A 22,018-nucleotide genomic window follows, 5' to 3' on the forward strand; every position below is an offset into this window, starting at 1 on the left:
GGCCCCGGCGGCGTCGCTCGCCCCGCCCGCCCACGCGCCCGCGTGCACGGCGACGGTCTTGCGCTTGACCGCCGCCTCGACGGCCAGCGGCTGCAGCAGCCATCGGCCGTCCCAGCGCAGCAGGCCGAGGCAGGCGGTCGACGCGGCGACCAGCGCGGGCGTCAGCGGCCCCGCGCCGTGCATCCGCTCGGCGTCCACCTCGACAGAAAGGCCGGGCAGGGTGAGCGTCACGACGTCGTCCTGCGCCGCGGCGGCGTACCCCTCGATGAGCACCGGCTCGGCGAGCCGGACCGGGTGCCGCTCCAGCGGCGGGACCGGGGCGGCGGTCGCGACCGCGAGCTGCACCCGGGCGGTGGCGAACGCGTCCGCGGGCTCCCCCGCCTTCGCGCACGCGTCGGACCAGACCAGGTCCCCGCCCGCGGTGACCGGCATGTCGGTCAGCTCCATCGCCCGCTGCTCCGAGTACGCCCCCAGCAGCGCGTTGTGCCCACGCAGCAGCTGCCACACGCCCGGCCCGACCAGCGTGTCGACCTTCGGCGCGGACACGCTCGCCCGCACCAGGCGCGGCCCGGCGGCGGTCTCCAGCACCGCGTGCACCTGCGCCTGCACCGCCGTCGGGTGCTCGTGCAGGTCGACGCCGAGCGGCAGCAGCCGCCCCGACACCGTGCCCACCGGCGCCGGGGCGAGCGCGCCCGGCTGCGCCAGCAGCACCGCCCGCGCCCACAGGTCGGCCCAGCGGCGCACCGGCACCCGCGGCATCGTCGCCCCCGGGCACCAGGCCCGCAGCTCGCCCGCGAACCCGTCGAGCAGCGCGCCCAGGCGGCGCAGCCGCGGCTCGGCCAGCAGCGCCGCCACGGCCTGGTCGGCGTGCGCCACCAGGTCGTGGTCGATGCCGCGCCAGCCCGCGATCGCGAGGTCGGACAGCCACGACCGGGCCGCGGCCAGCAGGTTCTCCCCCGCCGCGTCCCGAGCCGTGCCGCCGGGCCACGGCTCGCGGGTGCGCCCCGCGGCCTCGTCGAGCCGGGCCAGCAGCGCGTCATGGGTCGCCCCGAGCAGTGCCGATCGCGCCGCGACCAGCGCCGCGACGTGCTCCTCGGCGATCGAACCGGCGACGGTCTTGTCCACCGCCTCGGCCACCCGCCCTGCCAGCGGCGTCCCCGACACCGCGTCGGCCAGCGCGTGCAGTGCCGCGACCTGCTCGGTGCCCGGCCGCAGCAGGCCCTGCACCAGCACCCCGTCGAACCCGGCCACCACGTCCGCCGCCTCGGCGGCCCCGTCCACCGGCGCGGCCAGCATGTCGAACCGCATCAGCGCACCGCCCCGCCCGCCGGGAACCACTGCATCTCCGGCAGCGGCTCGGTCGTCGCGGGCAGCTCCAGGTAGGCCAGGTGCCGCAGGAAGCGGCTGAACACCGGCGCGCCCGCCGACGGCTGGTGCCACGCGTTCACCGCGGTCATCACCTCGGCGCCGGTCGTGGCGGTCTCGGCGACGTCGGCGCGCAGGTAGCGGGCCACCCGCTGGACGCCGTACTGCAGCACGGCCTCGTCGGCCAGGGCGCGCAGGTGGTTGCAGCCGCCGGAGCGGATGCCGCCGCAGGGCCGGTTGTTGTTGGTGCTGCAGTGGAACGAGTGATCCTTGGCGGTCAGCGACGAGACGTACACCCGCTCGATGTCCGAGCCGCTCGACACCACGCCCTGCAGGCGGCCGTCGGCCAGCTCCACGAACGGCACCTTCGCCAGCTTGCGCGGCCGGGCCGGTGACAGCACCCGCGCGGTCGCGCGCGCCTCCCACGGCGGAATCTGGGCAGCGTTCACCCGCGTACACCTCCCTTGACGGTGGTTTCCACCGGCCTGGGCGGCTGCGGCGGCGCGGTGAAACTACCGTCGCGCCACGACAATTTCCATCGGGACGGTGCCGAGGTGTGCACCCTGCTAGGCTCTGGCGCTCATGACGGGCCAGATCGCCGACGAGGTGCGGCACACCGGAGTCGACTACCAGGTCGTGGCCGTGGCCGGGACGGGCCTGTTCGACCCGGCCGACCACGGACTCACCCCCGAGCCGCTGAGCACCGCCTGCTGGCGGGGCTTCCACTGCGGGTACGTGATCAAGGCCGACCGCCTCCTGCTCGACGAGGTGACCATCGGGCTGCCCGCCGAACAGCGTAAGACTGTCCTGTTCGGACGGTCATCGAAGACCGGCCGGGGCGCCCACCGCAGCGCCCCGACGTACCGCAAGCTCGCCGCGCCCATGCCGTTCACCGGCCGCCTGCTGCTCGGCGACGAGTACGTCCGCGTCGCCCACCTGCACATGGGATTCCTGCCCGCGTGGTCCTACGTCCAGGTGGTCGAGCTGACGTTCGACGGTGGTCTGCTCGCCGCCACCCGGGACCGTTCCGCCGAGGCCGCCCGGGTGCGCGAGCTGATCGGTGCGGAGCTCGCCCGGCCCGGTGCCGGCGAGCGGATCGAGGACTGGGTCCACCGGACGTTCTCCCTCGACTTCGGATACAGCCTGCCGGACAGCGGCGAGGAGCGCGGGCGCGCAGACGGGGTGTAGTCGATCACCCGGTCGGCGCCGAGCGACGCGGCCAGCGCGACGTTCCGCGTCCCGCATCTGCTCAGGCTAGGCAGCGCCGGACCGGCGCACCTCCACGTGAATCCTGAACCCGTCCCCCAAGCACCGCCGATCACCGTCGCGGCGCCGGGCGCACCGGGTCGGGGCCGAGCTCGTCCAGCGTGTAGCCGTCCGGGTAGTGCCGCGAGGGCTGCCCCGGGACGAAGAACTCCGACGCGGGCCGCAACCGCCGGACGACCGCGCCCGTACGCAGCACCACGCGGACCGCGACCCGCATCGGCAGGCTCGGTCGCGGCACGCCGAGGGCGCGGCGCACGTCCTCGTCGAGCAGCGCGTCACCGAATCCCCCGGCGAAACGGCGCAGCACCCGGGGGAACTTCGCGGCCAGCAGGTGCCGGGTCGCGTCGATGAGCCGGGTCGCCGCGGCGTCGTGGCCGAGGTTGTCCCGCTCGTAGGCGTCGAACCAGGCCTCGAACGCCTCCCACGTCGGCGGCAGGTCGCGGATGTTCATGAGACGGCCGACCTCGGTCCAGAAGTGCCAGGCGGCGGCGCGTTCGGCGGGGCGCAGCCGCCGTGGGCCGTACCGGTCGGTCCAGCGGACCGGGATGAAGATCAGCGTGCCGAGCACGTACCGGTACTCGTCGGGGGTGATGTCGTACACGCGGTGGATGCGGTTGAGCGCCGCGATGACCTGGCGGCCGCGCGGATGCGCCGGGCCGTGGTGGATCAGCTCGTAGAGCATGAGCCCGGTGTCGTCGGCGCGCTTCGCGGTCCGCTCGGTCATCTCGCCGGTGTCGGCGAGCAGCCGCGCTATCGCCGGGATCGCGAACGTCCGGTAGAAGGCCAGGTTCAGCCCGAGGCGCATGTCCGGCCCGAAGTCGCGCAGCGCGACCCGCCGGTACACCGCGTGATGGTCGGCGAGCCGCGGCGTGCCGGCGCGCTCGGCCGCCTCGACGGCGTCTGGTGACATGTCGACTCCTCCTGGCCCGCCGGACAGATCGAATCCGCGGCCCCGGGGTGGTAACCGCGGCGGGTCTGCTGGACATTCCCAGGTATGCAACCAGACGACGCGGCCGCACGCGCGCGCTTCGAGGCACTGTTCGACGCGCACTACGCGGAACTGACGCGCTTCGCCTCCCGCCGGGTGGGGGCCGACACGGCCGGGGACATCGTCTCCGGCACGTTCCTCATCGCCTGGCGCAGGCTCGCCGAGGTGCCCGACGCGCACCCCCGGGCCTGGCTCTACGCCGTCGCACGGCACGTCATCGCCAACGAGCTGCGCTCCCGCGAACGCCGGAACCGGCTGGCGGCGAAGGCGGGCGTCGCCGACGACACCGTCACCGAGGACCACGCCGGGCAGGTCGGCGAGCAGCTGCGGGTGCGGGCCGCGCTCGCCGCGCTGTCACCCGCCGACCAGGAGGTGCTGCGCCTGACCGCGTGGGACGGGCTGGACGTGGCCGAGGCGGCGATCGTCCTCGGGTGCGGCCGCACCGCACTCAAGGTCCGCCTGCACCGTGCCCGGCGCCGCTTCGCCGCCCGCCTGCGGGCCGCCGAGGACACCGACGTCTCCGCCGCGCGGCGCGGTCCACTGCCGACGATCCTTCCCGAAGGGAACCTGCGCTGATGAACGACCTCATCGACCACAGTCTCGCGCGCCTGCGCGCCGCCGATCCGGCCGTGGCGCCGCCCGACCCGCACGACCCGTACGCCCGCGCCATGCTCGACCGGGTGCTCGCCGCCGGGGACGCGCCGGTGCCGGTGCCGTCCCGGCGACGCCGCCTGCTGCCCCGGCTGGCCGGTGCGGCGGCGGTGCTGGCCGTCGGGGCGCTGGCCGTGGTCCAGCCGTGGGCCGCCGGCGACCCGGCCACGGCGTACACCGTCGACCGGCACGCGGACGGCTCGCTCACGGTGACCATCCGCGTGCCGCAGCTGAGCAACCCGGCGAAGCTGAACGCCGAGCTGGCCCGCTCCGGCACGCGGGTGGTGGTGCTGGGCATGGTGCCGGCCGACCGCTGCCCGGTCCCGCCCGCGCTCGATCCCGACTTCCAGCTCCCGGCCGACCCGTCCCCGGCGCAGCGGGACGCGCTGTTCGCGCGGATGCCCGTCCGGTACGAGCCGCGCGACGAGCAGGTCGTCATCCTCATCCAGCCGTGGAAGATCCCGGCGGCGGACACGCTCGTGCTCGGGTACGCCGTCCGGGACGGCGCGCAGGGCCGGACCACCCTGGTGTGGCCCGCCGTGGTGACCGCGATTCCGCCCTGCCTGGCGGAACCGGTCCCGGGCGCGGGGCGCTGACCAGCGCCGCACGGCTGCTGCAGGACGTCGGCGGGGAGCGCTACAGTTCCGTTCGCCGCCGGACGAGGGCCAGCAGCCGTGCGGTGAAGGGATGCCGTCCATGTCCGACCCGACCACCGAGGGCTACACCGTCTCCACCGCCGAGATCGACGGAATGGTCCGCAACCTCTGCGCGTACGCGCTCAGCGAGCCCGACCCGTTGCAGCGTTACCTCGACCTCACCCACCAGCAGGTGCTGTTCGACGGGATCATCGAGGCGATCCGGCGCGAACGGGGCCGCGCACTGGCCGACCTGATGGTGTCCGGAATGGCCGTGGAGACGGTGGCGGCAAAGACGAACCTCGCCGCGGTGCCGAAGGTGCGCAAGCTGATCACCCTGGCCGGCGAGACCGAACGGGTGAAGGCCGCCGCGGCCGCGGCCAAGCCCGCCAAGTCCGCCAAGGCGGCGAAGGCGGCGACGTCCCCGAAGCCGACCGAGCCGGAACCCGAGCCGGCCGCACCGGCCCCGGTCGAGCCGGCCCCGGTCGAGCCGGTCCCGGTCGAGCCGGTCCCGGTCACCGGCAAGCGCATGCTCACGGCCGCCGAACGCCTCGCCCTGGGCCTGCCCGCCGAAGGCCCCGTCCCCCCGCCCAGAAACCGCCAACCGGCGCCACGCCAGAGCGCGAAGCAGCCGAGATCGCTGTTCCGCGCCCGGAAGAAGTCCGACCGCGCTTCCTGACGCGTGGCGGGATGAAGATCGCGGGGTCGGGTCAGAAAGTGGAGTCTGACTGCACTTTCCGACCCGGAACGCCGATCTTCACCCCGCGCTGACGCCGGGGCGGGGGCGGTGCCGGGTCAGGACAGTTCGAGTACGTCGTACGGGTCGAGGGCGGCGGTGTAGCGGTCCGGCTGGCACGTCGCCAGGGTCGCGCCCAGGTCCTGGACGAGCGCTACGGCGTGGGCCGGGCCGTGGCCCAGGGACCGGGCCCACGCGGCGACCGCCGGGACCACGTCGGCGTGCATGGGCAGCACCTGGACCGGGCTGTCCGCGCGCCCGACGAGGTCGGTGATCAGGGCCTGCTCCTCCTTGGCGAGGCCGGGCCACAGGTCGACCAGGGCGAGGACCGGGATGCCGACCAGATCGCCGTCCTCGGCGACGGTCTGCAGCAGCTCCCCGACCGACACGGTCTCCAGCCGGGCGTAGGCGCGCACCGCCGAGGCGTCCAGCACGACGGTGATGTTCACGCAGCCTGCTGCCTGCCGCGCGCCCGCTCACGCCGCACCAGGTTCAGCCGCTCCCGCATCGCCGCCACGCCCTCGTCGGTGACGGCCCGGTCGCCGGTGTACCCGTGCTCGGCGAGCATCGCCTTGATCCGGTCGAGGCGGCGATCCTTCTCGATCAGGCCCGCCAGGTATGCCGAGGTGTTGCCCTTGCCCTTGGCGCGGGCGTAGTCGGCCAGGTCGACGGGAAGGCTGATCGACGTCCGGTCCACCTGCTCCTTGTTCATACGAAAATCGTACACCGTAATACCGTGATGTACGCCGAGCTGACCTGACCGGGTGCCACGCGGTGGACGGCCATCTACTACGTTGCTCGCCATGGGTCTGCTGGACAGGTTCTTCGGGTCGCCCCGGGACAGGTTCGCCGCGGAGGCGCTGCGGATCACCCGGCGCGCGCCCGGCATCGTGCGCGCCACCTACGACGCGGAGAAGTTCGCCATCGCCGCCTGGCGCGCCGGTTCCGGCAGCCCGGTCTGGATCTACCTGGCCAACGTCTTCGCCGAGAGCTCCGACGCCTCGCCGCCCGAGCGGGAGGCCCGGCTCACCCAGCTGGTCCGCATCATCCTGACCCCGCACGACGACGAGACGTGGGAGCAGGTGCGCCCCCGGCTGCGGCCGGTGCTGCGGCCGGACACGTTCGGGCAGGCCGGGCCGATGGGTATGGTGCCGCCGCTGTCGCGCGCCGCGCTGCCGCACCTGCGCGAGCTGATCGTGGTGGACCGGCCCGAGTCGATGGCGTACGTGACGCCGCCCCGGCTGGAGGAGTGGGGCGTCGGCGCCGACGACGTCTTCGCCGCCGCCCGGCAGAACCTCGCCGAGCTGGCCGAGCGGTCGCTGGACCAGAACTGGCCGGACGGCAACGCCATGGTGCGCATGGTCGACTCCGGCGACGGGTACTTCACCTCGCTGCTGCTCGCCCCGGGCTGGCTCGCGGGCGTCAGCGAGCGCATGGGCGGGCCGGTCGTCGCGTTCGTGCCCGACGTGAACACGGTGCTGCTGTGCCCGGCCGACGGCGGCGCGGTCACCGCGCTGCACCCGATCGTCGAGAACGACTTCAGCGAGGCGGCGCGCAGCATCTCGCCGGTCGGCTACATCGCCGACGACGCCGGCCGGGTCGTGCCGTACGCGCCGCCGCCCGGCCACCCGGCGCACCTGGCCGCCCACCGTGCCCGCGTCATGCTGACCGTGACGCAGTACCGCTCGCAGACCGAGTGGCTGTCGGCGCAGTACGCCGAGCACGGCATCGACGTGTACGTCGGCGGCCTCATCGCCGCCGCCGGGCCGGACGAGCCGCCGTTCACCGTGGCGTCCTGGGCCGACGGGATCGAGTCGCTGCTGCCCGAGGCGGACTTCATCTCGTTCGCCGGGCCGGACGGCATCTGGGGCCGGGTGCCATGGGACGCCGTCGCGCGGCTCGTGCCGCTGAGCCCGGAGCCGCTGCTCACCCCCGCCCGCTACCGCGTCACCGGCTGGCCGGACGCCGACGTGATGCGCCGCCTGAGGGCGTACGCCGTCGACTGACCCGCCGACCCGCAAGATCATCCGTCTTGCCTGGCAGATGGGCGTATCTTGAGCCGTCATTCACCCGGTTGCCAGGCAAGTCGAGTGATCAAGGGCGGGGGTCGTCGAAGCGGTAGGCGGTCTGGCTGAAGTGCAGGCCTTTGCCGAAGCCGAACGCCTTCGCCGGGGCGACCCGGAACACCCACGCCGTCCCGCCCGAGTGCTCGAACGCGCCGTCGGCGACGGTGAAGCGCCACTGCTCGCCGTACTTGCCGACCCACGCCTCAGCGAGCCGGTGCAGCGTCGCGTCGTCGGTGACGCGTGCCGCGTCGCCCTCCACGACCAGGTCGAGGCCCTCGGCGAGGGTGCTCGACCCGGTCGTGAGGGCGCAGTGCGGGTTCTCCGCCAGATTGGCGGCCTTGCGCTCGCGCGGACCGGTGCAGAAGTACAGGGCGTCGTCGGCCCACACCGCGATCACCGGCGTGACGTGCGGGCGGCCGTCCGGCCGCACCGTGGACAGCCAGTAGACCTGGGCCCGCCGCAGCGCCTCGCGGGCGTCCTCCCACGGCGTGGAGAGGGCGTCCTCGCTGCTGTAACGGGCGTCGAGCACCGCGACCGGTCGTGCGTCACCCATGCCGATCACCTTTCAGGGGCGGCCTGAGGCCAGCCTGGTTCCCGGCTCACACCGGAACGGACGCGGACAGCGCCCGGCCCGGTGCCAGCGCGGAGCGGTCAGGTGAAGATGCTGACTCCACCGGGGCCTACCAGCAGCCCGATGACGATCAGGACGATTCCCCAGAGGATCTCCCTGCGCAGCAGGGCGAAAATACCCGCGATCACCAGCACGACCGCGAGGATCCACAGCAGCGTGGCCATGTGCGTCCCCTTTCGATCTGCGCATCGGCCCGCGTACTCCTCGATGGAGAGAGGTATCCGATTCGCACGGTATATCCGATACCCGGCTCGAATCCCCGGCAAACTCCACCGAGCCGATCCCGGGCCAGGTCGCACGTAGGGTTCAGGCGGTTCACACCCTAAAGTCCGCTTCGCGCCTCATCCGGCCAGGGCTGACGTGACCAGCCGCAGGTCCGCCACGAGGCCGTCGTACAGCGCGTCGCGGTCGACGGCCCGCAGCACCGCCGAGGGGTGGATCGTGGCCAGCAGCCGCGCCCCCTCGTCCGGGAACAGTTCGGGCTGGTACGCCGCCTGCGGCCACGGCAGGAGCACCCCGCGTGATGCCGCGACCGTCGCCGACGGGCCGAGCAGCCCCTTGAGCGCGGTGCCGCCCAGGGCCACCAGCACCTGCGGGTGCAGCATGCTCAGCTCGGCGGCCAGCCACGGCAGGCAGGCGACGATCTCGGTGCGGTTCGGGTTCTGGTGGATCCGCCGCTTGCCGGTCGCCGTCGCCTTGAACTTGAAGTGCTTGACCACGTTGGTCACGTACGCATCGGCCCGTGCCAGGCCCGCGTCGGCGATCGCCCGGTCCAGCAGCTTGCCGGCCGGCCCGACGAACGGCGCCCCGCGCCGGTCCTCGATGTCGCCGGGCTGCTCCCCGATCAGCACCACCCGGGCGTGCTCGGGCCCGGCGCCGAACACCGTCTGGGTGGCGTCGCGGTAGAGGTGGCAGCCCCGGCACCCGGCCGCGGCCCTACGCAGCTCGTCGAGGGAGTGCGGCTCGGCCGGGACGTACTCCTGGGCGCCCTGCTCCGTCTTGGTAGCCATGACGGGTCGGGTACCCCGGCCCGGGTCCGGGGAATCAGCCGACCTCGACCGGGTCCAGCCGGAGCCGCTCGATCAGCAGCGACCGGTGCAGGTTCGCCACCGGCGCGACGAGGTCCGGGTGGCGGAGCAGCGCGGCCGCGCGGCGGTCGTCGGCGTCAGGGCTCAGCAGGCGTGCGAAGTCCCGCCCGGCGTCCTGGGCGTGCTCGCAGTCGGCGACGGCGGTCGCCGCGTCGGCGGCCAGCCGCGGGTCCGACAGCAGGCAGGCGGCCCAGCTCGCGACGACCTCGTCGACCCAGCCCCGCCACACCTGCTCGCTGCCGTGATCACCCTCGTACTCGTCGGCGCGCACCACGCGGTCCAGCCCGGCGGTGCCGCCGGGGCCGAGCATGGCCAGCAGGCCCGCGTCGACCTCGGTCGGGTAGCGCAGCCACGCGGCCACGGTCGCGGCCTCGCGCGCCTGGGCGAGCACCCGGGCGGCCTGCGCCGGGCCGCCGTCGGACGGGTAGGCGCGGTTGAGCCAGTGCGTGGTCGCGGCGATGACAGGGGCGAGGCCTGCGGTCACGGAAACCTCTCAGGGGTGGTGCGGCCGCCTCGTCGCGGCCTGTCCCCGCCGGGTCGAGCGAGGATCAGCAATATTAGCCGCGTACGCGCCCGCGGCGTTCCGCGATCTTCGATGGGTACGCTCGCCCGCGCCGACGAATGTGACATGTCCGATACCTGTGGTATGCAGCAGGGGTGGACCGAGACCCCGCCGAGGACCTGCTGCGCATCGCGATCGAGCTGGAGCGGGCCGGCGAGGCCGGCTACCGGATCAAGGCCTTCCGCCGGGCCGCCCAGACCGTGGCCGCCGCCGACCGGGCCGAGCTCGCCGCCCGCGCCGCCGAGGGCACCCTGGCGAAGCTGCCCGGCCTGGGCGACGTCACCGCCCGCTGCGTGGCCGAGTCCCTGGCCGGAGAGGAGCCCGTCTACCTCCGGCGGCTGCTGGCCACCGCGGACCGCCCGCTCGACCAGGCCACCGAGGAGCTGCACGCCGCGCTGCGCGGCGACTGCCACAGCCACTCCGACTGGTCCGACGGCACCGAACCCATCGCCGCGATGGCCGACGCCGCCCGCGCCCTGGGCCGGGAGTACCTGGTGCTCACCGACCACTCCCCCCGCCTGACCATAGCCCGCGGCCTGTCCGCCGAGCGCCTGGCGCAGCAGCTCGTCGAGGTCGAGCGGCTCAACGCCGGGTACGCCGACGGCTTCCGGCTGCTCAGCGGCATCGAGGTGGACATCCTCGACGACGGGTCGCTGGACCAGACGCCGGACCTGCTGGGCCGGCTCGACGTGGTGGTCGCCAGCGTGCACAGCAAGCTGCGCTCCCCCGCCGCCGAGATGACGCCGCGCATGCTCGCCGCGGTCGCCGACCCGCACACCGACATCCTGGGTCACTGCACCGGCCGCCTGGTCCGCCGGGCGGGCGGCGACACCTCGACGGAGACCAGGCCGGAGAGCGAGTTCGACGCGGCCGCGGTGTTCGCCGCCTGCGCCGCGAACGGCGTCGCCGTCGAGATCAACTCCCGGCCGGACCGGCTCGACCCGCCCAAGCGCCTGCTGCGGCTGGCCGTCGAGGCCGGGTGCCTGTTCGCGATCGACTCCGACGCGCACTACCGGACCCAGCTCGACTGGCTGCGCTTCGGCTGCGAGCGGGCCGCCCGCTGCGGCGTGCCGGTGGACCGCGTGGTCAACACCTGGCCGGTCGACCGGCTCCTGGCCTGGACCCGCCGCGAGCGCGGCTGAGCCGGTCGCGGGGAGGCGGGGGCGGTCGGGCGGGGCATGATCGCTGATTTCGGTCAAAACCTGTGGTTGAACTGCACTTTCTGACCAGAAGGAGCGATCATGATCGAGGCCGGGCGCGGTGGCGACGCGCTACGCCGTGAGGTGTTCAGTGGCTGGTTCCTTCGCGGTGTTCGAGGCCGACCGCGTCGCGCAGCTCCACCATGTCCTGCGCCAGGCCCGGACTCTGGTCGCTCTGTGCCTCCATCAGGTCGGCCAGCCCGTCGGCGATCGCGTTCAGCTTGTGCTGGACCGCCTCGTTGGCCCGGGTCTGGCTGTTCTGCAGCAGCGCCACCATCAGGAACGTCACGATCGTGGTGGCCGTGTTGATGATCAGCTGCCAGGTGTCGACGTCCCCGATGATCGCGATCGACGGCGCCCAGATCAGGATCAGCAGCACGCACATCGCGAAGAACCACGCCTTCGACGCGAAGGTGCTGGCCGCCTCGGCGAAGTGGTCGAACACGGACATGTCCTTACCGGACACCGACGACGGCATATCCTCCTTGCGCCCGGTCATCGCCGTCCCCTTCCACCCGGTGAAACCCTCGTGACCACTCTTCCCCTCCGTCCGCGCTTTCATGCCCGGCGTGCAAGGGCACCTTCTACAACGGAAAACGATGGGAAGGTGCCCTTCCTTACCGGGTCAGGGCGGCGAGCTGGGACAGGATCGAGGGGTCGGTGATCTTGTCGTCCTCGGCGAGCAGCAGCACCTTGCTGAGGATGACGCTGGTCATCGGGTCGTCGTCGGCGAACGGCAGGAACAGCCGCCGGTGCGGCCGGTCGCCGAAGCCGGCGGGCACGACGCACAGGTGGCCGCCGGGTTCGACGTGGATGCTGCCACTGGTCAGGTGCACCCGGTAGGTGGCGCGGGAGCCCTGGACGAGCGCCGCGGCACCGTCCACGGAGACCTTGCGCAGGCCGAGGTCGGCGATGAGCGCGGACAGCACCTCGGCCCGGCTCTGCGCCTGGGGCCCGGACTGTTGGCGGTCCGGGTCCCGGCCGGCCACCGACACGACCAGGTCCAGGTCCCGCATCACCTCGGAGAAGGCCACCGGCGGCACCTCGGCCAGCGGCACCGTGTCCGTTCCGGACAGGAAGCGCACCGCGCCGAGCTCGACGTCGCCCATGCCGAAGTACCCGTGGAAGTCGCAGCGCAGCGCCGCGGTCAGCCCGTCCCCGGCCGGGCGGGTGGCCTGGTGGTCGGCGTACTCGCCGTGGGTGCGCCAGCCGCGGCCGGACAGCAGCCGCACGGCGACCCGGCCGGACACGGTGTGCCCGGCGAACCGTGCCGAGGCGTCCCGGGCCGCCAGCTCGGCGGCGGTGAGCAGGTAGAGCTCCCGGAACGCCTGCTTGACCGGCTGGCGCAGGCGCCGCCGCACCACCTCGGCCTGCCAGTGCGCGAGCCGCCCCGACGCGTAGAGGTGGTACGGGTGCACCGCGGTCACCGGGCCGGCGGTGTCGACGTCGCCGAGCAGCCCGATCGCGCCCGCGGCGTCCTGCCACAGCAGCGCGGGCAGCATCGCCGCACCGGCGGGCAGGGCGCGCAGCCGGGCCAGCTCCGGTGGCCCGAGCGTCGCCCCGGTCGCGACCAGCCGCTCGATGGTGCCGGTGCGCATCCGGCGCGCCTGGTCGCGCAGCAGGTCCTGGTGCTCCCGGCTGGCGGTGTAGCGGGCGTCGGCGCGCACCGGCTTGGGCACCGTCTTGAGCACCTTGCCGCCGCTGGTCACGCTGATCACCGGGTCGGGCCCGTCGAGCACGACCGACACCGTGTAGTCGCCGGTGTGCCAGGGCGGCGGCGGCTCCTCCGCGAGCCGGGACTCGCAGTCCCACTCCAGCGCGCTCGCGTCGGGCAGCCCGGCGACCTGCGCCAGGTGCTCCAGCGCCACCTCGACCGCGGCGGCGTGGCTGTGCCTGCGGTTCGGGCCGAGCTTCGGCCCCCGCTTGGCGACCTCGCGCAGCGCGGTGTACCGGTCCAGCACCGTCTCGCCGTCGGCGAGCGGCAGCATCCCGTACGCCGCGATGCCCGCCAGGGCGCTGCTCTTCACGCGTTTGAGCACGGCCGCGCGGTTGCCGCCGAGCGCCGCGCTCACCAGCTCGCACGGTGTCAGCTCCAGCACCCGCCGGGTGCCGTCCGGCCCGGCCGTCTCGGCCGCGGCCAGGATCGCCGCCCGGTCCTGGCGCACCACCTCGGACGCGTTGAGGTACTCGACGAGCCGCAGCAGCTCGACCGCCGTGGCGAGGCCGAGCAGCGGCAGCACCGCGTGCGCGTCGCCGGCCGGGCGGCGCAGGTGGAACGCGCGGACCTGCGTCTCGCGCGGCCGGTCCCGCAGCAGTGCGACGTACTCGATGAGCTCGGCCGGGGTCAGCTCGGCCGCGCCGAGGCGCGCGCCGACCTTCGCCTCGCCGTCCCAGTCCAGCCCGCGCAGCGCGAACCGCAGCCCGTGCGGCGTGAACTGCGGCAGCTCCGCGTCCGGCACGCCCTCGCCGAGCAGCCGCCACAGCAGCTCCTGCGCGTACGGCCGCACGGCCGCGGCATGCGGCGACGGCGGCTGCGCGGGCATGCCGTAGCGCGGCTCGCAGCCGAAGACCTCGTTGCCCAGGAAGCGGTCGGCGGTGAACGCGTCCTCGACCACCGCCGCGTCCAGGGCGTCCGCCGCCGCGAGCCCGCCGAGCAGCCGCGACGCGTCCTCGCGCGACAGCCGGCTCAGCGGGGTCCGCAGCAGCACCCGCATCGCGTGCACGTCGCCTGCGGCCACCACCCGGGTGACCACGTCACCCAGCGGCGGCCTCGGCACGAGCTGCCAGTCGAGCAGCCGGCACAGCGCGGCGAGCCGGGTGGCGGTCGGCCACGGCGTGTCCAGCACCTCCACCACGCCCGCCCCCGGCGCGAGCGGGAACGCCGCGTCGTAGGCCTCGTTCAGCGCCTGGTCGACGTCGGCGATCCGGGCGCCGTGCAGGTTGCCGCCGATCCGGTCGTCGCCGCGCCGGACCTGGCGGCGGATGAGCGGCGCCAGCTCGCGCAGCCGGTCGCGGTCGCCGTCGGCGAGCGCCGCGCGGACCTCCTCGACCCGCCGCAACAGGCCCTCGCGCTCCTCGGCGAACGCCTCGCGATACTGCTCCGGAACCGGGTAGGTCAGCATGTCAGCCCCCGGCCAGCGCGGTGAGGCGGACGAACACGACCGGCTCGCCGAGGCGCAGCACGATCTCCTCGTCCAGCGTGTCCGCCTGTACGCCGTTCACGAACAGGGCGAACGCGCCGCGCTCGAACGCCCGCCACGCGCGCGCCACCTCGGCCTCGACATCGGGCTCGGCATCGGCGCGGCCGGGCAGGCGCACCACGCCCGTGGCGGCCTGGGCGCGCACCTCGGCGTCGGTGAGGTACTGCCGGTCCAGCATGGCGCGGCAGCGGACCTGGTCGCCCTGCCACGAGCGGACCTGCTCGGCGACCGCGGCGCGGATCAGCGCCCGCACCGTGGTGCGTTCCTGCGCCAGCTCGACCAGCACGTCCGGCAGCCGTTGCCCGCCCGGGACCCGGCTACGTACCTCCACCCGCATCGTCGCCTCCATGCCTGAAAAGATCGTCCGACCCTAACCGCCTGGTACGACACCGTCCGGACGCGACGGTCGCCGCGCGGGTGACCGGCGTCCTACGTATGACTAGACCGGCCTACGCATGCCTCTAGGTAGGCGGTGTCCAGGGAAGATACGCCGTCGCTGCGGATGGAACCGGGCCGCCGCGAGACGAACATAGGTGATGTCAGAAAGACAGGCACGACGGACTGAGGAGTCTGAGATGTTCGGATCGCCCGAGCTGTACTTCGATCTCGCGAAGCTGCACCACCGCGAGCTCATCAACGAGGCCGACAAGGAGCGCGTGGCCAACCGCGTGCACCGCCACGGCCGCAAGCGCCGCCAGGCGCACGACCGCAACGCGCGGTGAGCGCCGCCCGCACAGGCCCGGGAGCCGTCCATCGGCCCCGGGCCTGTTCGTCTGCGCAGCCCGGTGATGAGAGCGAGCACACAGGTCCGGGGACCGGAAAAGGGCCCCGGACCTGTCCGTACCCGCCGGTACGCTGTCGCCCGTGGGAAGTCAGCGAGGTGGCGTGAGCTCGGCGATGATCGGGCGTGACCGTGAGCTGCGCCAGCTGACGCAGCTGGTCGCGGCCCGCCGCCCCGCCGTGGTGTTCGTCGGCGGCGAGCCCGGCATCGGCAAGACCCGGCTGGTCCGCGAACTGCTGCCCACGCTGCCCGAGCAGGCCGTGGTGCTGGTCGGGCACGCCGAGCCCGACTCCCTGGCCCGCCCCTACGAGCTGCTGCTCGACGCGCTCGACGCCGACGGCGTGGACGTCGACGCCGGCCGCCTGGCCGCGCTGACCGACCCGCACCGCAGCCCCGTCGAGCGCCTGCACAGCGGGCTGTCCCTGGTCGCCGACCTGGTCGGCGACGCACCGTCGGTCGTGGTCTTCGAGGACCTGCACTGGGCCGACTCGGAGAGCGCGGCGCTGTTCGAGCGCCTCGCCGACACCGACGGCCCGCGCCTGCTCGTCGGCACGTACCGGCCGGACGAGGTGAGCAACCGCCACCCGCTGGCCTCGCTGCTGGAACGCATGGAGCGCCGGCATGCCGTGACGCACCTGCGGCTGGAGCGGCTCACCGAGTCGGAGACCGCGGCGCTGCTGGCCACCGCGACCGGCCGCCCGGTGTCGTACCGCACCGCCGCCGCGCTCTACCACCGCACCGGCGGCAACCCGTTCTTCCTGGAGGAGCTGCTCGGCTCCTGCTCGCCCGACGACCTGGAGTCGCTGGTCGAGAAGCCGCTGCCGTGGAGCCTCGCCGAGGTGCTGCGCCGCCAGGTGGCCAGCCTCGACCCGGCCGCGCAGCGGGTGGTGGAGGCCGCGGCGGTGCTCGGCCGCCGGGCCCCGTTCGACCTGCTGGCGGAGGTGACCGGGGCGGGTGAGGACGAGCTGATCGGCGTGCTGCGCGACCTGGTGGTGCGCGGCGTGCTGGTGGAGACCGGCGAGGACGAGTTCAGCTTCCGGCACGCGCTGGTGCGCGAGGCCATCACCGGGCAGATGCTGGGCCGCCAGCGCCGCCGCCTGCACGAGAGCGCGCTGGAGGCGCTGCTGTCCGGCGGCGACGCCGACCCCGCCCTGATCGCGCACCACGCCCAGGCCGCCGGCCGGTACGCCGACATGGTCGCCGCCGCCCGCCGCGGCGCGCAGGTGTACCTGGCCATCGGGTCGGCGTACCAGGCGCTGCAGCTGGCCGAGATGGGCATGGCCGAGGAGCCCGAGGACCTGGCGCTGCTGTCGGCCGCCGCGCGCGCCGCGTGGCTGGCCGGGCTGCTCGACGACGCCGCCGGGTACGCCCAGCGCTGGCGCGACCTCGCCGATGGCCCGGCCGACCGCGCCGACGCGCTGTACCTGATGATCAGGCTCTCCTGGGAGGCCGACGACGAGCCGTGGCTGGAGCGGGTCACCGCCGACCTGGAGCAGCTCATCGCGCAGCTGCCGCCCGGGGCCGACCAGGCGCGGGCGATGACCGCCGTCGCCCAGTCGGCGATGCTGCGCGACTACGACGACGACGCGCTGGCCTGGGCCGACCGGGCGCTGGGGCTGGCCGCCGAGTTCGACCTGCCGCAGATCCGGCTGGCCGCGCTGGTCGAGAAGGGCTCCGTGCTCACCGGATACTCCGACCGCTCCGCGGAGGGCCGGGCCATCCTGGCCGGGCTGGTCGACGAGGCCGAGCAGCGGGGCGAGTGGGTGCTGGCCGCCCGCGCGCTCAACCGCCTGGTGCAGATGCCGCAGGCGAACTCGCTGACCGAGCAGGCCGAGCTGCTGGAACGCATGCGCGGCGACGCGGAGCGGGCCGGGTTCGAGTCGCTGGCCGTGGCGGCGTACTTCCAGGGCCGGGCCCGGCTGGCCATGCGCGAGGGCGACCTGCACGCGGCGATCGGCGCGCTCGACGAGGGCCGCGCCCGCGACCGCGGCTACCAGTACTCGGGCCGCCGGGCCGACTACCACGCCGTGTTCCTGGCCGGGCTGTGCCTGGAGTCCGGCTCGCTGGACCGGGTCCGCCGCCTGCTGACCGACCTCGGCGGCATCGAGAAGATCGACCCGATGGTGCTGCACGGCATCGGCTTCCACCTGGCCTGCCGCGCGGGCGACCGCGACGAGGCCGACGTGCTGCTGGACCGGGTGCTCGACGGGCTGCGCGCGCAGGCCTGGCGCAGCGGCGAGGCGGCCCACGACCTGCTGTCGGCCGCGCTGTACGCCGGGCTCCCGCAGCCCCGCCTGCGGCAGCTGTCCGACGGGCTGCTCGACGGCCAGGTGTGGGACCACTGGCGCGCCCTGGTCGAGGCGCAGCTCGCCGAGGTGTGCGGGCAGCACGCCGCGGCGCTCGACGGCTACCGCTCGGTCGCCGAGTCACCGCTGCTGGCCCTCGCCGTACGCGGCACCGCCCACCTCGGCGCCGCCCGCTGCCTGCTGGCGCTGGGCCGCGACGCCGAGGCCGCCGGCTGCGTGACCCGGGCCGGGGAGCTGCTGCGCCGCTGGGGCGGCTGGCGCGTCGAGCAGCTCGCGCAGCTGCGGGCGCAGCTCGGCCTGACCCCCGCCGACGGCCGCCACACGGTCACCGGCGTCGCCGCCCTCACCACCCGCGAGCGCGAGGTCGCCGTCCTGGTGGCCGACGGCCTCACCAACGCCGAACTGGCCCGCCGCCTCTACATCTCCCCCCGCACCGCCGCCGTCCACGTCTCCAGCATCCTGCGCAAACTGGGCGTCACCTCCCGCACCGAAGTCACCACCGCCCTCACCCGCTGACCTCGCCGCGCCCGGGCCCTTGACAGGTGAGGCTTGTCGATGTTTTCTGTGAACGTTCACAGCGGCGCCCGGTCCGGTGTGGACGCCTCCGATGTGTCTGTGAGCGACTCACACATCAGGAGGAAGCATGCACCGAACGAAGGCACTGCTCGCTGCCGCGGCGCTGGCCGTCGCGGCGGCGCTGGCCGCTCCCGCGCTGCCGGCGGCGGCCGCGTCCACCGTCACCAACCCCGGGTTCGAGTCCAACGGGGCGAGCCAGACCCCGAGCGGCTGGTCCGAGTCGGGCACGACGGCGGCGTCGAAGTCCGAGGCGGGCGGGCGCAGCGGGAGCTACCGCGGCACGCACTGGTCGGCCTCGGCGTACACCGTCGAGACGTACCAGACGCTGACCGGCCTGACCAGCGGGTCGTACACGCTGAGCGCGTGGGTGCGCTCGGGCGGCGGCCAGTCGGCGGCGTACGTCGCGATGAAGAACTGCGGCGGCGCGCAGGCCCAGGCCAACATCCCGACCAGCGCCAACACCTGGGTGCAGGTGTCGGTGACGGCGAACGTCTCCTCGTCGAACTGCACGGTCAGCGTCTACTCCAGTGCCGCCGCCAACCAGTGGATCAACGTGGACGACGTGACGTTCGTGAAGAACTCCGGCGGCGGCACCGGCCTGCAGGTCAAGGGCGGCGACGTGTCCTCGGTGAAGAAGAACGAGGACAAGGGCGCGCTCTACTACACCGCCTCCGGCCAGCAGCAGGACCCGCTGGTGATCCTGAGGAACGCGGGCATGAACTACGCCCGGCTCAAGGTCTGGGTGAACCCCGCCGACGGCTACAACAACAAGGCCCGCGTGCTCACCATGGCGAGCAGGATCAAGGCGCAGGGCATGAAGCTGCTGGTCGACTTCCACTACTCGGACTCGTGGGCCGACCCGGGCAAGCAGGTCCCGCCCGCGGCGTGGGCGAACCACTCGCTGTCGCAGCTGGTCACCGACGTCTACAACCACACCTACGACGTGCTCAGTGCGCTGAGGAACCAGGGCACCCCGGCGGACATGGTGCAGGTCGGCAACGAGATCAACCCCGGCATGCTGCTGCCCGTCGGCAGCAGCTCCAACTGGGGCAACCTGTCGCAGCTGCTGAAGTCGGGCGTCAACGCGGTCAAGGCGGTCAACTCCTCGACGCTGGTGATGCTGCACCTGGCCGAGGGCGGCGACAACGCCACCTTCCGCTGGTGGTTCGACCAGGCCGTGGCGTACGGAGTGCCGTTCGACGTGATCGGCGCGTCGTACTACTGCTACTGGCACGGGCCGATGTCGGGGCTGCAGAACAACCTCAACGACATGGCCGCCCGCTACGGCAAGCCGGTGATCGTGGCGGAGACCGCCTACGGGTTCACCACCGCGCAGGACGACGGTGAGCCGAACATCTTCACCTCGTCGCTGGCGAGCACCTGCGGCTACCCGGCCACCGCGCAGGGCCAGCGCGACGCGTTCCAGGCCGTGGTGAACGTCGTCAAGAACGTGCCCAACGGCCGTGGCATGGGCGTCTTCTACTGGGAGCCGGGCTGGACCGCGCAGGCGGGCGCCGGCTGGGACCCGACCAACCCGTCCTCGGGCAACGGCTGGGAGAACCAGGCCCTGTTCGACTACAACTCGCGGGCGCTGACCGCGATGTCGGTGTACGGCTCGATGTAGGCGACGGCGCCGCCGGGTGGTAGGGCACCCGGCGACGCCGCCGTTGACAGCCGACGCGACTGTTGCGAGTATGTGAACGCTCACAGACACATCGGCGGTTCTGCTCCGCGCCCGCCGCTGCCCCACCGCACACCGGCGGCGGACGTTCGGCGGTCACGGTCGCCCGGTGGCGATCACGCGGACCCCGCCACCCGGCACGGTGGCCTCCCCGGCGCAGCGCGTGCCGTCGAGGAGGTCGACCCCGGCCACGTCCGGCACGGTCACCGGCTCGTCGCCGTGGTTGAGCAGGAACAGGTAACCACCCCGGCGCACCGCCTCGACGGTGTCCGGCAGGCCGCGCGGGCGGTCCACCCCCGCCGCGTCCAGCGCCCGCGCCACCACCGGCCGCAGCGCGTCGACGCTGGTCGCGACGTACCAGGCGGTGCCCCGACCGAGGTCGTGGCGGGTGATCGCGGGATGCCCGGCGTCCGGGCCCGACGCGAAGCCGGCGACCACGGTCGCACCGGCCGGACGCACCCGCTCGGACCAGATCCGGGCGGTCGCGCCGTCGGACAGCGTCACCGTCTCGTGCTCGCGCAGCGGGTGGAACTCCTCGACGGACAGGCCCAGCACCTCGCGCAGCGCGCCCGGATACGCCCCCGGGTGCACGGTGTCGTGCTCGTCGACGATCCCGGAGAAGTACGACACCAGCAGGTGCCCGCCCGACTCGACGTAGCAGCGCAGGTTCTTGGCCGCCGTCTCCCCGAGCAGGTAGCCGCTGGGCACCACCACCAGCCGGTAGGCGGACAGGTTCTCGGCCGGGTGGACGAAGTCCACGGTGGCGTGCTCGCGCCACAGCGCCTGGTAGTACTCGTCGATCCGGTCCCGGAAACGCAGGTCGACACTCGGCCGCCACTCCAGTTCGAGGGCCCAGTAGGACTCCCAGTCCCAGACCACGGCGACCTCGGCGTGCACGCGGGCGCCGCGTACCCCCGCCAGAGCCTGCAGTTCGGCGCCCAGACAGACCACGTCGCGCCACAGCTGCGAGTCGGTGCCGGCGTGCGGGACCATCGCCGAGTGGAACTTCTCCGCACCGGAGCGCGAGGCCCGCCACTGGAAGAACAGCACCGCGTCCGAGCCGCGCGCGACGTGCGCGAGGCTGTTGCGGCGCATCTCCCCGGGCCGCTTGGCGATGTTGCGCGGCTGCCAGCTCACCGCCCCGGTCGAGTGCTCCATCAGCAGCCAGGGCCGCCCGCCGCCGAGCGAGCGGCTCAGGTCCGCCGACAGGGCCAGGTCGATGTGGTTGTCGGGCTGCTCGGCGTTGAGGTAGTGGTCGTTGGCGACCACGTCCACCTCGGGCGCCCACCGCCACAGGTCCATCGACTTGCAGTTGGTGGTCATGAAGTTGGTGGTGACCGGCAGGCCCGGGGCGACCTCGTGCAGGATGTCGCGCTGCAGGGTGAAGCAGGCGAGGTTCTCGGCCGAGCTGAACCGGGCGAAGTCCAGCCGCTGGGCCGGGTTGACCACGGTGTGGTTGGCGCGCGGCAGGTCGATCTCGTCCCAGTCGCCGTAGCGCTGGCTCCAGAAGTTCGTGCCCCAGGCGGCGTTGAGCGCGTCGAGGTCGCCGTAGGTCGCCCGCAGCCAGTCGCGGAACGCGCGCAGGCTGGTGTCGCAGTAGCACTCGCCGAGCGGGGCGCCGTACTCGTTGTGCACGTGCCACATCACCACGGCCGGGTGGTCGCGGTAGCGCTCGGCCAGCCGGCGCGCCAGCTCGGCCGTGGCCTGCCGGTACTCCGGCGAGCTGGGGCAGGCGGTCTCGCGCCCGCCGACGCCGTAGCGCACGCCGTCGCGGTTGACCGGCAGCGTGTGCGGGTAAGCCTTCGCGAACCACGGCGGCGGGGCGGCGCTGGGCGTGGCGAGGTCGACGCTGACCCCGTGCGCGTGCAGCCGGTCGATGATCTCGTCGAGCCAGCCGAACTCGTAGCGGCCCGGCGCCGGCTCCAGCAGCGCCCACGCGAACACCCCGAGGCTGACCAGGTTGACCCCGGCCTCGCGCATCAGCGCGGCGTCCTCCTCCTGCACCTCGCGCGGCCACTGCTCCGGGTTGTAGTCACCGCCGTAGGCCAGGCCGCGCAGGCGCGGCACGACATGATCGGACTCAGGCACGGGGTTCCCCCTGACAAGCACGGTACGTCTGTGAACGTGCACAGTAGCCGAGCCCGGCTGCGCCGCAAAGAGCCCCGCCCCCATGATCGTCCGACTTGCCTGGCACATGGGCGAAAGCTCGCTGGCCAGCGCCCGCCGCAAGGCGCCCGGCTTCGCCGAGCTGGGCGAGCCCGGCGACCGGCTGGACGCGATCGTCGAG

General features: G+C 73.8%; 22 protein-coding genes. 9 read left to right on the forward strand and 13 right to left on the reverse strand.

The genetic code is table 11. From position 1 onward, the window contains the following. Nucleotides 1-1,308, reverse strand: a 1,308-nt coding sequence (locus AB0J67_RS28995) for a hypothetical protein (RefSeq protein WP_363486702.1), incomplete at its 3' end; no start/stop codon positions are given. Next, complete coding sequence (locus AB0J67_RS29000; protein WP_363486704.1) at nucleotides 1,308-1,814, reverse strand: hypothetical protein; 507 nt, start codon at nucleotides 1,812-1,814, stop codon at nucleotides 1,308-1,310. The genes AB0J67_RS28995 and AB0J67_RS29000, both read right to left, overlap by 1 nt. Before the next feature lie 133 nt (nucleotides 1,815-1,947). Here AB0J67_RS29000 and AB0J67_RS29005 point away from each other — a divergent pair, with 133 nt between their 5' ends. Further along, nucleotides 1,948-2,553 carry a hypothetical protein gene (locus AB0J67_RS29005; protein ID WP_363486706.1) on the forward strand — a complete coding sequence of 202 codons (606 nt, stop codon included), beginning with the start codon at nucleotides 1,948-1,950 and terminating at the stop codon, nucleotides 2,551-2,553. 130 nt (nucleotides 2,554-2,683) lie between these two features. On the opposite strand, the gene AB0J67_RS29010 is transcribed toward AB0J67_RS29005, so the two are convergent. Next, nucleotides 2,684-3,541 carry an oxygenase MpaB family protein gene (locus AB0J67_RS29010; protein WP_363486708.1) on the reverse strand — a complete coding sequence of 286 codons (858 nt, stop codon included), beginning with the start codon at nucleotides 3,539-3,541 and terminating at the stop codon, nucleotides 2,684-2,686. Between the two features lie 84 nt (nucleotides 3,542-3,625). Between AB0J67_RS29010 and AB0J67_RS29015 the strand changes: the two genes are divergently transcribed. From AB0J67_RS29015 to AB0J67_RS29025, 3 genes are all read left to right on the forward strand, one after another. Next, the gene (locus tag AB0J67_RS29015) at nucleotides 3,626-4,195 is read left to right on the forward strand and encodes a sigma-70 family RNA polymerase sigma factor (protein WP_363486710.1); all 570 of its coding nucleotides are present in this window, start codon (nucleotides 3,626-3,628) and stop codon (nucleotides 4,193-4,195) included. After that, on the forward strand, nucleotides 4,195-4,866 hold the full coding sequence (locus AB0J67_RS29020) for a hypothetical protein (RefSeq protein WP_363486712.1): 672 nt from the start codon (nucleotides 4,195-4,197) through the stop codon (nucleotides 4,864-4,866). The genes AB0J67_RS29015 and AB0J67_RS29020 overlap by 1 nt, the downstream gene beginning before the upstream one ends. Nucleotides 4,867-4,966: 100 nt before the next feature. Next, nucleotides 4,967-5,584 (forward strand): hypothetical protein, encoded by a 618-nt coding sequence (locus AB0J67_RS29025; RefSeq protein ID WP_363486714.1) that lies wholly within the window; start codon nucleotides 4,967-4,969, stop codon nucleotides 5,582-5,584. Nucleotides 5,585-5,700: 116 nt separating this feature from the next. Here AB0J67_RS29025 and AB0J67_RS29030 read toward each other — a convergent pair whose 3' ends face one another. After that, a complete protein-coding gene (locus AB0J67_RS29030; RefSeq protein WP_363486716.1) occupies nucleotides 5,701-6,090 on the reverse strand; it encodes a hypothetical protein in 390 nt (129 codons plus the stop codon). Then, nucleotides 6,087-6,353, reverse strand: coding sequence for a hypothetical protein (locus tag AB0J67_RS29035; RefSeq protein WP_363486718.1), 267 nt, complete (start codon nucleotides 6,351-6,353; stop codon nucleotides 6,087-6,089). Before AB0J67_RS29035 ends, AB0J67_RS29030 begins: the two co-directional genes overlap by 4 nt. A gap of 91 nt (nucleotides 6,354-6,444) precedes the next feature. Between AB0J67_RS29035 and AB0J67_RS29040 the strand changes: the two genes are divergently transcribed. Further along, a complete protein-coding gene (locus tag AB0J67_RS29040; protein WP_363486720.1) occupies nucleotides 6,445-7,647 on the forward strand; it encodes a hypothetical protein in 1,203 nt (400 codons plus the stop codon). Nucleotides 7,648-7,735: 88 nt separating this feature from the next. Here the strand turns inward: AB0J67_RS29040 and AB0J67_RS29045 are convergent, their stop codons facing one another. From AB0J67_RS29045 to AB0J67_RS29060, 4 genes are all read right to left on the reverse strand, one after another. Continuing rightward, on the reverse strand, nucleotides 7,736-8,260 hold the full coding sequence (locus tag AB0J67_RS29045) for a pyridoxamine 5'-phosphate oxidase family protein (protein ID WP_363486723.1): 525 nt from the start codon (nucleotides 8,258-8,260) through the stop codon (nucleotides 7,736-7,738). A 98-nt stretch (nucleotides 8,261-8,358) separates the two neighbouring features. Continuing rightward, on the reverse strand, nucleotides 8,359-8,502 hold the full coding sequence (locus tag AB0J67_RS29050) for a GPGG-motif small membrane protein (RefSeq protein ID WP_363486725.1): 144 nt from the start codon (nucleotides 8,500-8,502) through the stop codon (nucleotides 8,359-8,361). Nucleotides 8,503-8,679: 177 nt separating this feature from the next. Next, nucleotides 8,680-9,348 carry a UdgX family uracil-DNA binding protein gene (locus tag AB0J67_RS29055; RefSeq protein WP_363486727.1) on the reverse strand — a complete coding sequence of 223 codons (669 nt, stop codon included), beginning with the start codon at nucleotides 9,346-9,348 and terminating at the stop codon, nucleotides 8,680-8,682. A gap of 34 nt (nucleotides 9,349-9,382) precedes the next feature. Beyond that, complete coding sequence (locus tag AB0J67_RS29060; protein WP_363486729.1) at nucleotides 9,383-9,910, reverse strand: hypothetical protein; 528 nt, start codon at nucleotides 9,908-9,910, stop codon at nucleotides 9,383-9,385. A 173-nt stretch (nucleotides 9,911-10,083) separates the two neighbouring features. Between AB0J67_RS29060 and AB0J67_RS29065 the strand changes: the two genes are divergently transcribed. Next, nucleotides 10,084-11,130, forward strand: a complete 1,047-nt coding sequence (locus AB0J67_RS29065; protein WP_363486731.1) for a PHP domain-containing protein — start codon at nucleotides 10,084-10,086, stop codon at nucleotides 11,128-11,130. Between the two features lie 145 nt (nucleotides 11,131-11,275). Here AB0J67_RS29065 and AB0J67_RS29070 read toward each other — a convergent pair whose 3' ends face one another. The 3 genes from AB0J67_RS29070 to AB0J67_RS29080 all read right to left on the reverse strand — a co-directional run bounded on the left by AB0J67_RS29070 (nucleotide 11,276) and on the right by AB0J67_RS29080 (nucleotide 14,736). Then, nucleotides 11,276-11,686, reverse strand: coding sequence for a low affinity iron permease family protein (locus AB0J67_RS29070; RefSeq protein WP_363486733.1), 411 nt, complete (start codon nucleotides 11,684-11,686; stop codon nucleotides 11,276-11,278). Nucleotides 11,687-11,804: 118 nt separating this feature from the next. Continuing rightward, nucleotides 11,805-14,309, reverse strand: coding sequence for a DUF4132 domain-containing protein (locus AB0J67_RS29075; protein ID WP_363486735.1), 2,505 nt, complete (start codon nucleotides 14,307-14,309; stop codon nucleotides 11,805-11,807). Between the two features lies 1 nt (nucleotide 14,310). Beyond that, nucleotides 14,311-14,736 carry a hypothetical protein gene (locus AB0J67_RS29080; RefSeq protein WP_363486737.1) on the reverse strand — a complete coding sequence of 142 codons (426 nt, stop codon included), beginning with the start codon at nucleotides 14,734-14,736 and terminating at the stop codon, nucleotides 14,311-14,313. A gap of 226 nt (nucleotides 14,737-14,962) precedes the next feature. On the opposite strand from AB0J67_RS29080, the gene AB0J67_RS29085 reads away from it, so the two are divergent. The 3 genes from AB0J67_RS29085 (at nucleotide 14,963) to AB0J67_RS29095 (ending at nucleotide 19,674) form a co-directional block, all read left to right on the forward strand. Next, a complete protein-coding gene (locus AB0J67_RS29085) occupies nucleotides 14,963-15,109 on the forward strand; it encodes a hypothetical protein (protein WP_363486739.1) in 147 nt (48 codons plus the stop codon). 142 nt (nucleotides 15,110-15,251) lie between these two features. Next, nucleotides 15,252-17,990: an AAA family ATPase gene (locus AB0J67_RS29090; protein WP_363486741.1), complete on the forward strand. Its 2,739-nt coding sequence runs from the start codon at nucleotides 15,252-15,254 to the stop codon at nucleotides 17,988-17,990. 127 nt (nucleotides 17,991-18,117) lie between these two features. After that, nucleotides 18,118-19,674: a glycosyl hydrolase 53 family protein gene (locus tag AB0J67_RS29095; RefSeq protein WP_363486743.1), complete on the forward strand. Its 1,557-nt coding sequence runs from the start codon at nucleotides 18,118-18,120 to the stop codon at nucleotides 19,672-19,674. A gap of 153 nt (nucleotides 19,675-19,827) precedes the next feature. On the opposite strand, the gene AB0J67_RS29100 is transcribed toward AB0J67_RS29095, so the two are convergent. Further along, nucleotides 19,828-21,819 (reverse strand): beta-galactosidase, encoded by a 1,992-nt coding sequence (locus AB0J67_RS29100; protein ID WP_363486745.1) that lies wholly within the window; start codon nucleotides 21,817-21,819, stop codon nucleotides 19,828-19,830. Between the last annotated feature and the right edge of the window lie 199 nt (nucleotides 21,820-22,018).

The sequence above is a fragment of the Catellatospora sp. NPDC049609 genome (genome assembly GCF_040675365.1).
In the GTDB taxonomy this organism is placed as follows: Bacteria; Actinomycetota; Actinomycetes; order Mycobacteriales; family Micromonosporaceae; genus Catellatospora.

Coding starts and splice junctions, on each gene's coding strand:
- AB0J67_RS29005 (WP_363486706.1), top strand. CDS start 1,948: ATGACGGGCCAGATCGCCGACGAGGTGCGGCACACCGGAGTCGACTAC.
- AB0J67_RS29075 (WP_363486735.1), bottom strand. CDS start 14,309: ATGCTGACCTACCCGGTTCCGGAGCAGTATCGCGAGGCGTTCGCCGAG.
- AB0J67_RS29015 (WP_363486710.1), top strand. CDS start 3,626: ATGCAACCAGACGACGCGGCCGCACGCGCGCGCTTCGAGGCACTGTTC.
- AB0J67_RS29080 (WP_363486737.1), bottom strand. CDS start 14,736: ATGGAGGCGACGATGCGGGTGGAGGTACGTAGCCGGGTCCCGGGCGGG.
- AB0J67_RS29045 (WP_363486723.1), bottom strand. CDS start 8,260: ATGGGTGACGCACGACCGGTCGCGGTGCTCGACGCCCGTTACAGCAGC.
- AB0J67_RS29070 (WP_363486733.1), bottom strand. CDS start 11,686: ATGACCGGGCGCAAGGAGGATATGCCGTCGTCGGTGTCCGGTAAGGAC.
- AB0J67_RS29010 (WP_363486708.1), bottom strand. CDS start 3,541: ATGTCACCAGACGCCGTCGAGGCGGCCGAGCGCGCCGGCACGCCGCGG.
- AB0J67_RS29085 (WP_363486739.1), top strand. CDS start 14,963: ATGTTCGGATCGCCCGAGCTGTACTTCGATCTCGCGAAGCTGCACCAC.
- AB0J67_RS29020 (WP_363486712.1), top strand. CDS start 4,195: ATGAACGACCTCATCGACCACAGTCTCGCGCGCCTGCGCGCCGCCGAT.
- AB0J67_RS29055 (WP_363486727.1), bottom strand. CDS start 9,348: ATGGCTACCAAGACGGAGCAGGGCGCCCAGGAGTACGTCCCGGCCGAG.
- AB0J67_RS29050 (WP_363486725.1), bottom strand. CDS start 8,502: ATGGCCACGCTGCTGTGGATCCTCGCGGTCGTGCTGGTGATCGCGGGT.
- AB0J67_RS29040 (WP_363486720.1), top strand. CDS start 6,445: ATGGGTCTGCTGGACAGGTTCTTCGGGTCGCCCCGGGACAGGTTCGCC.
- AB0J67_RS29025 (WP_363486714.1), top strand. CDS start 4,967: ATGTCCGACCCGACCACCGAGGGCTACACCGTCTCCACCGCCGAGATC.
- AB0J67_RS29035 (WP_363486718.1), bottom strand. CDS start 6,353: ATGAACAAGGAGCAGGTGGACCGGACGTCGATCAGCCTTCCCGTCGAC.
- AB0J67_RS29095 (WP_363486743.1), top strand. CDS start 18,118: ATGCACCGAACGAAGGCACTGCTCGCTGCCGCGGCGCTGGCCGTCGCG.